Source organism: Actinomadura sp. NPDC048394, assembly GCF_040651755.1.
Taxonomy (GTDB): Bacteria; Actinomycetota; Actinomycetes; order Streptosporangiales; family Streptosporangiaceae; genus Spirillospora; species Spirillospora montaniterrae.
Genome location: NZ_JBEZJL010000007.1, coordinates 62,349 through 76,155, shown reverse-complemented (window position 1 = coordinate 76,155; position 13,807 = coordinate 62,349). Strand labels below are relative to the sequence as shown.

13 protein-coding genes are annotated in these 13,807 nt (G+C 74.2%); 2 read left to right on the top strand and 11 right to left on the bottom strand.

All coding sequences use genetic code 11. The features are described from left to right. Nucleotides 1-62: 62 nt before the first annotated feature. Nucleotides 63-1,112: a biotin/lipoate A/B protein ligase family protein gene (locus AB0C78_RS06380; RefSeq protein WP_360742550.1), complete on the bottom strand. Its 1,050-nt coding sequence runs from the start codon at nucleotides 1,110-1,112 to the stop codon at nucleotides 63-65. 146 nt (nucleotides 1,113-1,258) lie between these two features. Between AB0C78_RS06380 and AB0C78_RS06375 the strand changes: the two genes are divergently transcribed. After that, a complete protein-coding gene (locus AB0C78_RS06375; RefSeq protein WP_360742547.1) occupies nucleotides 1,259-2,224 on the top strand; it encodes a pirin family protein in 966 nt (321 codons plus the stop codon). Between the two features lie 82 nt (nucleotides 2,225-2,306). After that, complete coding sequence (locus AB0C78_RS06370) at nucleotides 2,307-2,888, top strand: TetR/AcrR family transcriptional regulator (protein ID WP_360742544.1); 582 nt, start codon at nucleotides 2,307-2,309, stop codon at nucleotides 2,886-2,888. A gap of 122 nt (nucleotides 2,889-3,010) precedes the next feature. Here the strand turns inward: AB0C78_RS06370 and AB0C78_RS06365 are convergent, their stop codons facing one another. The 10 genes from AB0C78_RS06365 to AB0C78_RS06320 form a co-directional block, all read right to left on the bottom strand. Continuing rightward, nucleotides 3,011-3,997 (bottom strand): hypothetical protein, encoded by a 987-nt coding sequence (locus AB0C78_RS06365; RefSeq protein WP_360742541.1) that lies wholly within the window; start codon nucleotides 3,995-3,997, stop codon nucleotides 3,011-3,013. Between the two features lie 142 nt (nucleotides 3,998-4,139). Beyond that, the gene (locus tag AB0C78_RS06360; RefSeq protein WP_360742538.1) at nucleotides 4,140-5,303 is read right to left on the bottom strand and encodes an alpha/beta fold hydrolase; all 1,164 of its coding nucleotides are present in this window, start codon (nucleotides 5,301-5,303) and stop codon (nucleotides 4,140-4,142) included. A 109-nt stretch (nucleotides 5,304-5,412) separates the two neighbouring features. After that, complete coding sequence (locus tag AB0C78_RS06355) at nucleotides 5,413-6,315, bottom strand: LysR family transcriptional regulator (RefSeq protein WP_360742535.1); 903 nt, start codon at nucleotides 6,313-6,315, stop codon at nucleotides 5,413-5,415. 28 nt (nucleotides 6,316-6,343) lie between these two features. Beyond that, complete coding sequence (locus AB0C78_RS06350; protein ID WP_360742532.1) at nucleotides 6,344-6,814, bottom strand: OsmC family protein; 471 nt, start codon at nucleotides 6,812-6,814, stop codon at nucleotides 6,344-6,346. A gap of 49 nt (nucleotides 6,815-6,863) precedes the next feature. Further along, nucleotides 6,864-7,490, bottom strand: coding sequence for a GntR family transcriptional regulator (locus tag AB0C78_RS06345; RefSeq protein ID WP_360742529.1), 627 nt, complete (start codon nucleotides 7,488-7,490; stop codon nucleotides 6,864-6,866). A 45-nt stretch (nucleotides 7,491-7,535) separates the two neighbouring features. Beyond that, the gene (locus tag AB0C78_RS06340; protein ID WP_360742526.1) at nucleotides 7,536-7,970 is read right to left on the bottom strand and encodes a carboxymuconolactone decarboxylase family protein; all 435 of its coding nucleotides are present in this window, start codon (nucleotides 7,968-7,970) and stop codon (nucleotides 7,536-7,538) included. Beyond that, complete coding sequence (locus AB0C78_RS06335; RefSeq protein ID WP_360742523.1) at nucleotides 7,967-8,779, bottom strand: class I SAM-dependent methyltransferase; 813 nt, start codon at nucleotides 8,777-8,779, stop codon at nucleotides 7,967-7,969. The genes AB0C78_RS06340 and AB0C78_RS06335 overlap by 4 nt, the downstream gene beginning before the upstream one ends. Next, a complete protein-coding gene (locus AB0C78_RS06330) occupies nucleotides 8,776-10,452 on the bottom strand; it encodes a fatty acid--CoA ligase family protein (RefSeq protein ID WP_360742520.1) in 1,677 nt (558 codons plus the stop codon). The genes AB0C78_RS06335 and AB0C78_RS06330 overlap by 4 nt, the downstream gene beginning before the upstream one ends. Beyond that, on the bottom strand, nucleotides 10,449-12,188 hold the full coding sequence (locus AB0C78_RS06325; RefSeq protein WP_360742517.1) for a CoA transferase: 1,740 nt from the start codon (nucleotides 12,186-12,188) through the stop codon (nucleotides 10,449-10,451). Before AB0C78_RS06325 ends, AB0C78_RS06330 begins: the two co-directional genes overlap by 4 nt. Beyond that, entirely contained in the window at nucleotides 12,185-13,804 is a 1,620-nt protein-coding gene (locus AB0C78_RS06320) for a class I adenylate-forming enzyme family protein (RefSeq protein WP_360742514.1), read from the bottom strand. Before AB0C78_RS06320 ends, AB0C78_RS06325 begins: the two co-directional genes overlap by 4 nt. Between the last annotated feature and the right edge of the window lie 3 nt (nucleotides 13,805-13,807).

Here is a 13,807-nt window from a genome sequence, read left to right as displayed (position 1 = left end):
CAGCACCGAGCCGAATACCAAGCCGAGTGCCGAGCCGAACTCCGGGCCGAGCGGCGGCGCCGTCAGGGGACGCGGGCGGTCCACTCCGGCGCGGTGAACTTGTCGGCGGCGTACTTGTCGGCGAGGCGGAGTTCGTCCTCGGTCAGCCCGTCCGCGACCAGGCCGTACCGGCTCCGGAAGTGCGCGATCATCCGGTCGATGATCTCTTCGCGGGGCAGGCCGGTCTGCCGGCGGAGCGGGTCGACGCGCTTGGCCGCGCTCGCGATGCCCTTGTCGGAGATCTTCTCCCGGCCGATCCGCAGCACGCGCAGCATCTTCGCCGCGTCGATGTCGTAGGACATCGTCACGTGGTGCAGCACGGCGCCGCCGGCGAGGCGCTTCTGCGCCGCACCCGCGATCTTCCCTTCGTCGGAGGTGATGTCGTTGAGCGGCTGGTACCAGGCGCGGATCCCGAGCTCGCCGAGGGCGCCCAGCACCCAGTCGTCGAGGAACGCGTAGCTCTCCGCGAACGACATGCCCGCGACGAGCGAGCCCGGCGCGTACAGCGAGTAGGTGATCGTGTTGCCGGGCTCGACGAACATCGCGCCGCCGCCGCTGATGCGCCGCACGACCTCGACGCCGTACCGCCGGGCCTCCTCGGCGTCGACCTCGTTGCGCAGCGACTGGAAGCTGCCGATGACCACGGCCGGCGACGCCCATTCCCACACCCGCAGCGTCGGCGGCCGGCGTCCCGCGCCGACCTCCTCCGCGAGCACCTGGTCGAGCGCCATGTGCAGCGCGGGCTCCTGCGGCGGCTCGTGGATCAGCCGCCACTCGTGGTCGCGCCAGTCCGACGCGTGGGCGATGGCCCGCCGCACCGCGATGCCGACGGCCTCGGCGGTGATGCCCAGCATCACGGTCCCGGCCGGCAGCCCCGCCTGGACGCGGGCGCCGATCTCCCTGGCCTCCAGCCCCGCGGGCAGCCCGTCCAGGGCGGCGTTGATGGCCTCGAGCGCCTCGTCGGGCTCCATGAAGAAGTCGCCGCTGATCCTGGGGCGGCGCAGCAGGCCGTCCACGACGTCGACGTCGGCGACCACGAGCTTGCCGCCGGGGACCTTGTACTCACCGTGCATCACGTTCGTTCAAACCCCCGCGCACCACTTCCGATTCCGCGCCCCGGGAGCGGCGCGCGGAGCGATGCGGCGTGCACACCGGCGGTCCCGGGCGGGGCCGTGGCGGCGGCGTTGCATACGGTGTTCCTCAGGAGGGAGTCGGTGCCGTGAGCAATCTTGATGTGCGGCCCAGCGCCGTCGCGTGCGGGGGCCGGGAGGACGTCCCGGGTGGGCCGGTGCACGAGGTGCTGCCGCCGCGCCGTGTGCCTCTGGGCGAGAGCACGTTCGTCCGGCGGCTGCTGCCGAGCCTGGGCCGCCGGATGGTGGGCGCCTGGTGCTTCGTCGACCACTACGGCCCCGACGACATCGCCGATCAGCCCGGCATGCAGGTGCCGCCGCATCCGCACATCGGGCTGCAGACGGTGAGCTGGCTGCACGACGGCGAGGTGCTGCACCGCGACAGCCTCGGGAGCCTGCAGACCGTCCGGTCGCGCGAGCTGGGGCTGATGACGGCGGGGCGGGCCATCGCCCACTCGGAGGAGTCGCCGCGCGATCATCCGCGCGTCCTGCACGGGGCGCAGCTGTGGGTGGCGCTGCCGGACGCGCACCGCCGCACCGACCCGGCGTTCGAGCACCACGGCGACCTGCCGGTGGTGACCGGCCCCGGGTTCAGCGGGACGGTGATCCTCGGCGAGTTCGACGGGGCCGCCTCGCCCGGCACGGTGTTCACCCCGATCGTCGGCGCGGACATCGCCCTGGCGGACGGGGCGGACGTCCGGCTGCCCGTCGAGCCGGACTTCGAGTACGCGGCGCTCACGATGTCGGGTGTCACGGAGGTGGACGGGGTGCGGGCCGAGCCGGGCTCGATGGTGTACCTCGGGTGCGGCCGCCGCGAGCTGCGGCTGCGCGCCGACGGGGCGAGCGGGCTGGTGCTGCTGGGCGGCGAGCCGTTCGCGGAGAAGCTCGTCATGTGGTGGAACTTCGTCGCGCGGTCGGGCGAGGAGATCCGCCGGGCGCGGGAGGACTGGACGTCCGGTGATGGGTTCGGCGTCGTGCACGGTTACGACGGGCCGCCGATCCCGGCGCCGCCCCTTCCGGACGTCCCGCTCAAGCCGCGAGGACGCGTCCGGTGACAGCCACTTCCTAGCACTGCTAGCATCGATTTCGGCTAGCAATAGCCTTGCTCGATACACTAGCAACGCTAGAATTCACTGGATGTCTGTACAAGAACGCCGAGAGCGCGAGCGAGCAGAACGTCACCGGCTGATCGTCAGAGCCGCCCGGGAGATGGCCGAAGCCGAGGGCTGGGAGTCGGTCACCACCCGGCGGCTGGCCGAGGCCGTCGAGTACAGCCAGCCCGTCCTCTACAGCCATTTCAAGGGCAAGGACGCGATCGTCGCGGCGGTGGCAGTGGACGGGTTCGGCGAGCTGGCGGGCCTCCTGCGGGAGGCGCGGACGGCGAGGCCCGCGCCCGAGGAGGTCCTGCGCGCGGTCGCCGGCGCCTACCTGGACTTCGCCCGGGAGCGGCCGGCCCTGTACGACGCGATGTTCGTCCAGCAGATCGACGTGACGTTCGGCACCGGCGAGTCGCCCGAGCAGCTCCGGGACGCGTTCGGGGAGTTCGTGTCCGCGCTGGAGCCGCTCGCGGGCGAGCGGGACGTGGAGACGCTCGCGGAGGTGACCTGGGGGGCGCTGCACGGCCTCGCCACCCTCGCGCACGGCCACCGGCTGCGACCGGACCGCACCAGCGACCGCCTCGACCTGCTCCTGACACCCATCATCGAAGCCGGACGCTAAGACCGGCCGCCGAAGCCCGGCGCTGACGCCCGACGCCGAGAGCCGGTGGTGAGGGCGGTGGTGGTTTGTGCGGCGCGGACCTGGTGGGGCGGGCCTTGGGCGGCGTTTCGTCGGGTCGCGGGTCATCGGAGTTCGCTGTCGCGTGACCGGACGGCTTTGAGGAGTGCGGCGAGCATGACGATTCCGGCGGCGATGCTCAGCCCGTACTGGACGACGGAGACGGCCGGGTACTCGGGCGCCTCGTAACCGCCGGGCCTGATCAGCGCCCAAGGGAGCTTCCACGCCGCCCATGCGAACAACGATCCCGAAGAAGTGAAGGCGACGGCCATCGGGATCCACAAGGGCATCCTTGGTCGTCCTGTAGCGACGACGCGGATCGCAGCGGCGCCCATGGCCGCCCAGAGGGCGGAGTTGCCGATGAGCAGTCGCCCGTTGACGTTCATGACGTCGCGGTGCGCGGGGGCGAGACCGAGCGTGCCGCCCGCGGTCCAGTACGTCCAGAGGACGACCAGTGCTGTGACCAGGAGGTACAGCACCCCCAGGTGGGTCCGGCCGAGGCGCGCGGGCGGGCGGTCGCCGACCCGTCCGAGGAACGCGGCCGGCCATCTCTCGCGCAGGTAGACGGGGAGCGCGATGGCGAGCCCCACGGCCATGCCCGCGAAGCCGATGGTGATGAAGACCACCTCCCACGGCGGCATCGCGTCCCCGCCGCCCGAGCCGCCCGAGTTGCCGGAGCCGCCTCCCGAGTCCCCGCCCAGGAATGCGCTGGCGACCATGTAGGGGATCATCGGGATGAGGAACCCGGCCGCCATCCAGGCGAAGAAGACCACCGGCGCCGCCGGGACGCGGCGTCCCCGGGGTTGCGCGAGGAGCAGCCCCAGGACGACGCCGACGACCGCCATGGCGACGGTGACCGCGTTCAGCAGGATCCAGTCGCCGTCGCTGAAGGACGACGGCGTGTGCCCGAGCAGCGCCGCGACCACCCATACGACCTTGACCAGGAGATACAGCGACAGCGACAGGGCGGCGCCGTAGCCGCCCGCCACGCGCAGCGTCGACCATCTGGCACCGACCTGGTCCGTCTCGACCGGTGCCGCGGTGCCGCTCACCGGTGCGTCCAACCCGTGTTCATGGTGGCGAGCCTCCCGGCGAGCGCCCAGCCGCCGCCTCCCCCGCGGGGGCCATTCGCCTCACCCGCACGGGCGAGAACGCGTGGAGCCGCCCCCCAGGGGACGGCTCCACGCGCGCGCTCTAGCGGTCGGCCGGAAGGAAGCGGTCGAGGGCGTCGGCGACCAGGCCGGGCTGCTCGAGCGTCTGCATGTGCGGCGTCCCCGGCAGCACCTCGTACGTGGAGCCCGGGATGCGCTCGGCGACGCCCGACATGATCTCCGGCGTGGTCGAGTAGTCCTCCTCCCCCACCAGGACCAGGGTCGGCGCGTCGAGCGAGGCGAGCTTGCCCTGGACGTCGACGTCCTTGAAGGCGCGCCAGGCGGCGGCCCAGTCGGCGGGGTCGAAGCGCCGGATGAGCTCGCGCGCGTACTGCACGCCCCACCCGTTCGTCGCGAGCGCGGGGGCGGTGAACCAGCGCGTCAGGGTCGGGACGATCTGCGCCTCCATGCCGTCGACCTCGCCGGAGCGCGCCCGTCCCTCGAAGGCGCCGAACGCGTGGTCGGTGGTGGCGAGGAGCGCCAGCGACTCGACGCGCTCGGGCGAGCGCACCGCGAACGTCTGCGCGATGCCGCCGCCCATGGACAGCCCGACCACGTGCGCCCGCTCCACGCCGAACGCGTCGAGGACGCCGCCCATGTCGCGGGCGAGGTCGTCCATGGAGAACGGGCGGGGCGCGCCGGCCGCCGCGCCGTGGCCGCGGAAGTCGTAGGCGAAGACGCGGCGGCCCTGCGAAAGGCGATCCATGATCGGCTCCCACATCCGCCAGTCCACGCCGAGGGAGTGCGAAAGGATCACCGCGGGCCCGTGGTCGCCCTTCTGCGCGACCACGGTCTCGTGGTCGGCCAGCTGGACGCGGTGCAAGGCCGGCTGGTCCGGGACGTCCGCCTCCTTCAGCACCTCATTGACGACGTCCAATGCGTTGAGCGCGCGCGGGAAGCCCGCGTAGACGGCGAGGTGCTCCGCGAGCGCGAGCAGTTCGTGGGGCTCGACGCCCTGGTGGAGCGCGCCGCGCACGTGGCTGGCCAGGCGCCGGTCGGCGCCGCCGAGGGCCGCCACGATCGCCGCGCTCGCGATCTCCCGGTCCCGGCGGGACAGTTCCGCGCGCGCCAGCGGGCCACCGAACGCCCCGTCGAGCACGGTCTCGTACATCTGCGGAGAAATGCGGCGCACGTCGCCGAAGGCCTGCTCGGCCGGCACGCCCATCAGGCCCTCGTACGCCCTGCGCCCACGCTCGTCACGGTTCATCGTGCCGCTCCTCTTCCGGTAACCCCCGCGCTGTGCGGGACACGTTGATCGTCGCGCCCGCGGCGTCAGATGTCCAAGACATGAATGAGCTGCTGGTGAGATCTCTGGCTTATGACGCGACGGACGCGAGGTCCGGATGGTCCCGCATGAAGGCGATGAACGCCGACAGCGCGGGTCCGGGCCTGCGGCCCGCCGGCCAGGCCAGCGAGGGCGCCCAGGTCGGCTCCGGATCCAGCCGGACGACGGCGACCGGGAGCCCCGGCTCCTCCGCGATCGAGCGCGGGACGACGGCCGCGGCGAGTCCGACGCTCGCCATCGCCCGCGCCGTGCTGTACTCGCGGGTCTCGAGCCGGATCCGCGCCGCCGCCCCCGCCGCGGCGAGGGCCGACAGCACGATCTCCCGGATCGCCGACCCCGGCGCGAAGCAGGCGAGCTCGATGCCGTCCAGCGCCGCCACCGGCACCCGGTAGCGGCCGGCGAGCGGCGCCGACTCCGCCGTGATGAGCACGAGCGGCTCCTCGCCGAGCGGCAGCGACGCGAGCCGGCGGCCCTCCTCCTGCGGGGGCAGCCGGACGACGGTCGCCGCGTCGAGCCGCCCGCCGTGCAGCCCGGCGATCATCTCCTCGGTGTTGTTCTCCCGCAGCTCGACGTCGACCGCGGGGAACCCGGCGGAGAACTCGGCCAGCAGGCGGGCGAACCTGACCGTCAGCCCGCGCGCGATGCCGAGCCGGATGCGGCCGCGCGTCCCCGCGGCCCAGCCGTGCATCTCCTCCTCCACCGCCGTGATGTCGGCGAGGATCCGTTCGGCGTGCTCGAGGAGGGCTGCCCCGGCCGGGGTGAGCTCCACGCGATGGTTGTCGCGGTCGAACAGGGCGACGCCGAGCTGCCGTTCGAGCTTGCGGATCTGCTGGGACAGCGCGGGCTGCGCTATCTGCAGCTCCTCCGCGGCCCGGGTGAAGTGCAGTTCCCGTGCGACGGCCCGGAAGTATTCGAGCTGGCGAGATCCCATCATCACGCCAGCATCTCACCCGGTGACGTTGTCAGACCATCATCATCTCGGGCTCGTGCCGGACCGGGAAGTTCATCGAGGCGGCGATGAAGCACACCTGGTGGGCACGCTCGTGCAGCCGCGCCGCCTCGTCGGCCCGCGCCGGGTCCGCGAGAGTGACCTCGGGGCGCAGCACGACCTCCTCGAACCGGCCGCCGCCGTCCGGCGTCTCGATCATCGTCCCGTGCGGCCGGTCGACGTAGCCGGTGACGGCGATCCCCTCACGCGCGCAAAGGCTGAGGTAGGACAGCATGTGGCACTGCGACAGCGACACGACGAGCAGTTCCTCGGGGTTCCAGCGGGACGGGTCGCCGCGGAACGAGGGGTCCGCGCTGCCCGCGATCGGCGGCTTGCCGGCGGCCTCCACGTCGTGGGCCCGCTCGTAGGCGCGGTACGAGCTCGTCCCGGTTCCGGTGTCGCCCGTCCAGGTCACCGTCACCTCGTAGTGATGGGTCTTCGGCATCGCGGGTCCTCCTCTGGTCATCCGAATCGGTCGGTCGGGCGGGCGTTACTCAGGTGAGCGTCGCGCCGGTGGCGCTGGCGTGGTCTGCGGCGATGCGGCCGGCGAGCGCCCGGTCGCCCTGGACGATCGCCCGCAGGAGGCGCCGGTGCTCGTCGGCGACCGTGTCCGGGCGGTCCGGTGGGGCGAGCGAGTCGCGGGTCGAGACGATGATCTGGTCCCACAGCCGGTCGAGCGTCTCCAGCGCGATCGGGTTCGCGGCCATCTCCGCGATCGCGCGGTGGAACCCCCGGTTGAGGGTGATGGCCCGGTCGAGGTCGCCGGCGGCCGTGACCTCCTCGAGCAGCGCCGCGTGCTGTTCGAGGTCGTCCAGGTCGGCGGGCGGGACGCGGCCGGCCCGCTGCCGGTCGGCGGCGAGTTCCGCGGTGAGCGCCTCCAGCGCGGCGCGCACCGCGTAGGCGTGGCCGAGCCGCTCGGGTGTAAGCGCATTGACCACCACGCCCCGTCCGGTCCCCTCGACGAGCCCGTCGCCTTCCAGCCGGCGGAGCGCCTCCCGCACGGGCGTCCGGCTCACCTCCAGCGCGGCGCTCACCGACAGCTCGGTCAGCCGCTCGCCCGGCGTGTACTGTCCCGCGACGATCAGGTCACGGAGCCGCCTGTACACCACGTCCGTCTGCACGCATGCAATGTATGCAATGGATGCTTTGCATGCAACCCGACGCGGTCAGGCCGGGGCCGATGCGGCGATGCCGACGCGGTTCCAGGCGTTGATGGCGGCGATCGTCCAGACCAGGTGCGTCAGCCGGGTCTCGTCGAAGTGCTGGCGGGCGGCGACGACCACCTCGTCGGGCACGCCTGCGGCGGTGATCAGGGTCATGGCCTCGGCGAGGGCGAGGGCGGCGCGTTCGGGTCCCGTGAACAGGGGGCTCTCGCGCCAAGAGGCCAAGGCCTGGAGGCGGTCCTGCCCCTCCCCCGCGGTCAGGGCCGCTCGCGTGTGGAGGGAGAGGCAGACCGCGCACCCGTTGATCTCGGAGACGCGGATGCGGACGAGTTCGGCCAGCGCCGGCTCGAGCGGCCCGCTCGCGGCCGCGTCGACCCCGGCCATCGCGGCATGAACTCTGGGGGCCGCCGCATGGACGTCGATTCGCTTCCCGGTCATCGCACCTCCTCGGGACGGCGCCCCTGCACCGAATGCATCGCGTATGAGCAGGCGCGGAAGCCGGGGTGCGCCAGCAGCGCCCGCACGTCGGCCAGCTGCCTGTCGGTCATCCCCGCGCGGACGAACTCGTCGCGCAGGTGGCGGGTGTGGTGGGCGAGGAGCTGCAGGCCCGGCGAGCGTGAGGTCCACAGCTCCAGGCGGCACTGCGACGAGACGTCGACGAGCCCTGCCCGACGCATCGCGCCGGCCGCCTTGCGTCCCCAGGCGACGTCGACGTTCCTCCCGGCCATGAGCCGGTTCTTGGCCGTCGTGAACGTTCGGTACAGGTCGTGCGCGGCGGAGTCGGGAGCTTGCAGGGCCGGGGCGCGCGCCGCGTCGAACTCGTCGATCTGCATGATGCCGCCGGGTTTGAGCGCGCGCACGAGCCGGTCCAGCACCGCGAGGCGCTCGGGCAGCAGCCTCAGCAGGAGCCGGGCATGGACGAGGTCGAACTCGCCTTCGGGCAGCGGGTCGCGGACGATGTCGTGCCGGACGGCGTCGAGCCCGGGAGCGTCCGGGATGCCGGAAGGGCGGACGTCGGTCGCCGTGACGCGGCCGGTCGGGGCGACGCGCCGGGCCAGCCACACCGCCACGGTCCCGTTGCCCGCGCCGGCCTCCAGGCATCGCCATCCCGGTCCGACGCCCGTCCGGGCGAGCCGTTCGGTGGTGAAGGGGTCGTAGGCGAGGCTCAGCAGGCGATGCTGTTCGCCGTTGTGCTCGTCCCGGTCGCCGAAGATGTGGGACGGCGCTGGGGCCGCGACCCGGTTCACCGGCCGGTCCCCGCATCCGAGCCGGCCGGCAATCGCACACCGTCGGCGGGGACGGCCGATTCGGCGGCGAGGCGGGTGAGGGCGCTGACGCTCACCTTGCCCGTGGGGCCGACCGGCAGCTCCGGGAGGATCAGGAACCGTTCGGGCAGCTGGCGCCGGTCGACGCCGAGTTCCGACAGCCAGGCGAGGATGGCGGCCGGGGACGGCGGCCGGGCCCCCGGGCGCGGGGCCACGCAGGCGCACATGCGTTCGCCCAGGTCGAGGTCCTGCACGGGCACGCAGTGGGCGTCGGTGATGTCGGGATGGGCGATGAGCGCGCGTTCGACCTGCGCGGGGAAGAGGCTGACGCCGCCGCGGATCACCGTGCGCTTGAGGCGGTCGAGGACCCGCAGCGTCCCGTCCCGCTCCAGCCTGCCGAGGTCGCCGGTGCGGACCCAGCCGCCGGGCGCGCGGTACCGGTCGTCGAGGTCCGGCGCCGCGACGTAGCAGAGCGGGGTCATCGGGCCCAGCGCCCAGATCTCGCCCGCCTCGCCGGGCGGCAGCGACCGTCCCCGCCGGTCGCGGACGCTGATCCGGGCGACGTCGGGATCGGGGACGCCGGCCAGCCCGGGTTCCCAGCGGTCCGGGCCGCGTCCGGTGTGGCAGTTCACTCCGTCGCTGGACCCGTAGATGTTGATGGGCGGCATGCCGAACCGGCGGACGCAGGCGTCCATGACGTGCTGGTGCACGGGACCGGCGCTGGAAACGACGGCATGCAGCGAGGAGAGGTCCGCATCGGTGTCGCACTCGGCCATTCGCCAGAGCATCGTGGGGACGCCGAACACGTGGGTGGGACGGTGCCGTCCGACGGCTTCGAGCGCGGCGGCGGCGTCGAAGCGCGGCAACAGCACCAGCGTGCCGCCATGGCGGGCAAGGATCACCGACGTCCCGAGCGACCCGTACGACGAGGCCAGGGACACCAGGACCAGCGCGCGCATGCGGTCGGCGCCGCGCCGCAGGGCGGCGACGTAGTTGCCTCGCCCGCCCGCCATGGCGTTGTGGGAGTACGCCACCATCTTCGGCTCCGACTCCGACCCCGAGGAGACGAGGATGCGGGCCGGTGCCTCCGCATCGACACGGGCCGGCCGCCATGCCCGGACCTGCTCGGTGCCGGCCTCGTCCAGCCCGTGGACGTCCGCACGCGGCGCATCGTCTGGCGTCCATAGCTGCAGGTCAGGGACGTCTCCGAAAGTCGATATCGCGTCCCCGGCCGCGATGAGCGCCGCGGCGCGCGACCGCCGCACGAGGCCCGCGACGCCGATCGGCCCGTGCGTGTGCGGGATCGGCAGGGCGACGGCGCCGATCGCCGCGACGGCCAGTTCGGCGGCGACCGCGTCACGCCCGTTCGGCAGGAGGACGGCGATGATGTCGGCGGGCCCCCGTCCCGCGGCGTGCAGCGCGGCGGCGGCGCGGCGGACGCGGCCGTCGAGCGCGGCATAGGTGAGCGCGCCCGCGTCGTCGACGACGGCTTCCGCTTCGGGCGCGGCACGGACGTGCTCGCGGAACAGCGCGTACAGGTCCCGGCCGGGGCACAGCCCGTCCGCGGTCCAGGCGGCCCGCAGCTCGGCGGGCACCCGGTCGGCCAGCGTGACGCCGTTGGCCGATGTCCAGGCAGGAGAAGCGGCGGTTCTCATGATCCCCCTCTGTGGTGGTCGGCGGCCCGCGTGAACGTCCACGGCGCGCGGCTGTAGCAGGCGGCTCCATCGGTTTCGAAAAGGGCGGCGTACGCGGGATCGGCCGCCATCACCGCGAGATCGGACACGACCGGCACCGCCTCCCCGGCCGTGCTGGGACCGGCGGCGGCGTTCTCGCGCAGGAGGCGGCCGGCGTCGGCCAAGGCGGTCTCGACCCGCACTCCGGCACCGGTCCGGGCGGCGCCGAGCAGGCCCGCGACGACGCCTTCCGCGCTGATCAGCGCGCCGAGCACGTCGATGATCGTCATCAGCGTCGGCGCGGGCGGGCGGCCCGGTCCCGACAGCAGCGCCGCGACACCGGTGTGCGCCTGGACCAGGTAGTCGGTGCCCATCGGCTGCGGCGCGGGAAGGACGTCGGCCCAGCCGCCCGCGTACGCGTAGACGAGGCCGGGCCGCACGGCGGCCAGGTCCGCGGCGTCCAGCCCGAACCGGGCGGCGCGGCCCGGCGCCCAGTTCTGCAGGAACACCTCGGCCGAGGCGGCGAGCCGCAGCGCCGTCGCGCGGCCCGCCCGCGACTTCAGGTCGGCCTCGACGGCGTCCTTGCCGCGGTTGAGGGCGAGGAACCGGGCCGAGAACGGGCCCGCCATCGGCGGGACGCCGCGCATCGGGTCGCCGCCGGGCGGTTCGAGGCGGACGACGTCGGCGCCGAGCAGGCCGAGCACGTGCCCGGCCAGCGGCCCCTGCACGCGGTTGGCGGCCTCGACGACCCGGATCCCGGCCAGCGGGCCGTCCTCGCGCTGTGCCAGGTCGTCGGGTGCGTGCACCGGCTCGGTCGCGGGCGCGGAGGGGAGCGGGCGGAGCCGCCAAGGGGAGGAGGGCGCGGGCGGAAGCGGCGTTCCGGCGCCGTTCACCGCGACGATGCTGACCCCGGCGGCCTCGGCGGCGCGGCGCAGCGCGGCGTACTCCAGCGCCGCGGCGGTGGCCTGCAAGCCGGAGGGAAGCGTGCAGGTCGCGGTGGCGAAGCGCTGCTGGAACGGCGTCCAGCCTGCGGCGATCGCGGAGCGTTCGGCGCCCGCCTCGGTCCAGAAGCGCAGCCAGGCCTCGGCCCGGAACGTCTCGATCTCGAAGCGGACGCCGACGGCCGAGCGGAACGGCGGCGTCCGCTCCAGACCCGGCTCCGGCCGGGAGGGGCCCGGCTCCGGCCGGGAGGAGCCGGAGCCGGGGTCGGTGGTGGTGGCGACGGCGACGTACTGGGTGAGGGCGAGCGCCGCGGCCTGGGCGACCGAGGTCGCCGCGCGCACGGCCATCCCGCCCCGCAGCACGGCCAGCATGCCCGCCGTCACGGCCTGGGCCGCGAGCACGCCCGCGCATACCGAGGCGTAGTCGATGCGCAGGGCGCGCGGTCCGCCGGTGGCGCGTCCGTGGACGTGCATGATGCCGCAGGCGGCCTGCACGTCGCGCTCACCGGCCATCGGAACCCGCACGGGCCCGGACCAGCCGATGCGGCATTCGGGCAGCGCGCCGCCGGCGGCGGTCCAGGGTGCCCGGACGACGCGCAGCAGCCCGGCGGGCGCGTCCGGTGGCGGCGGCCCATCAGCGGTCTCGATCAGGCAGCCGAGCGCCCGCAGCCGGGCCGCGGCGACGCGTACCGCGACCGAGCCGCCGGACGCGCGCACGACCGTCCCGTCCAGCGGGCGGGACGCCGGCGCCGCCACGGGACGCGCGGTCGTCTTCACGTCCACTTCCCCGTCCCGTAGGTCTCGGGGGTCACGCCGAGGCGCTCGCGCAGCGCCGCGCGCCGGACCTTGCCGGTCCCGGTGCGCGGTATCCGGTCCCAGGCGAGCGCGACCGGGTCGGCGAGTTCGGGCAGGTCGGCGGTCGCCGCGCGCCACAGGGCCGGGTCCGGGGCGCCGTCCTCGGTGACGAGCACGGGCACGCAGCGGCCGCCGGGCACACCGAGGACGACGCATTCGGAGACGCCGGGCAACCGGTCTTCGAGCACGTCCTCCAGCTCGACGCAGCTGCCCTCCGGCAGGCCGTCGGCCTCGCGGTCCAGCAGGAGCAGGCGCCCGCTCCGGGTGAGGACGCCGATGTCCCCGGTGACGAACCACTCCCCCGTCCGCTTGCGCTGGTACCGCTGCCGCTCGCCGACGTAGTCGAGGCACAGCGCCTTCGTGCGGCACAGCAGCAGGCCGGCAGTGCCGCGCGGCACGGGCCGCAGCGTTTCGCGGTCGACGACGCGGAGCCGGCTGCGTCCGGGGACGGGGCGCCCGAGGTCGCGGGTCGTGGGATGCCGTTCGCGCTCGGCCCGCATGGCGCGGCGGGTCAGGAACCGGAAGGTGAGCGGGCCCGTCTCGCTCTGCCCCCAGCCCTGCAGCCAGATCGGGCGCGGATGCCCGGTGGCGTTGAGGAAGGTCCGCACGGTCGGCGGATGCACGGCGTCGAAGGTGCTGATGTACAGGCGGACGCGGTCGAACGCGCGGCTCCGCGCGGGCTCGTCCTGCGCGGCGGCATGGGGGCGCCACCGCACGTACGTCGAAGGCTGGGCCTCCACGGTGGTGGGCCGGTGCCGCTCCAGCAGGGGCCGTGCCTCGTCCCAGCCGGAGCCGGACACCACCAGCAGTTTCTCGGGGCCGAGCGCCATCACGCTCGCGGTCCAGGCGAGTGCGCGGCCGTGAGCGAAGGAGAAGGCGCCCGCCACGACGTCGCTCCGGCGGCTGGCGAGCACGGGCCAGCGGTGCGCTTCGAAGCCGGCGAGGCGCCTGAGCAGGGTGCGCGTGGAGTGCACGACGAGCTTCGGCACCCCGGTGGTCCCGGACGTGTGCAGGACGACGAGCGGGTCGTCGACCGGCGGGCGGCGCGGTGCCGGGGCCGCGTGACCACGGACGTCGTCGAGACACAGCGCCGATCCGGCGGCACCGGCAGTGCCGTCGAGCAGCAGCGTCCGTGAGGCGAGGGAGGTCAGCGCGCCGCCCGGCCCCGCCTGCGCGGAGCCGATGGCGAGCAGCGCCGGATCCAGCCGTTTGAGCAGGATCTCCAGGGCGTCCGGGTCCAGGTGGGCCGACAGCGGCACGGGCACCGCGCCGATCCGGGCCGCCGCGCAGCACAGCAGCACCAGGTCCCAGTGGTTGCGCTTGACGATGGCGACGCGCTCACCGGGCCCGGCACCGGCGGCGGCGAACCATCCGGCGGCGTCCTGGACGAGCCGGGCGGCCGCCGGGACGTCGAGCGCCGTGCCCAGCTCAGGGGCGATGTCCAAGGGGCGGCTGAGGTGCACGGTCGTGGTGCGGCCGAGCTCGGCCACGTCCTCGAACAGCGTGCCCAGCTCGATCCGTCTGCTGAAGGAAGCCATCGC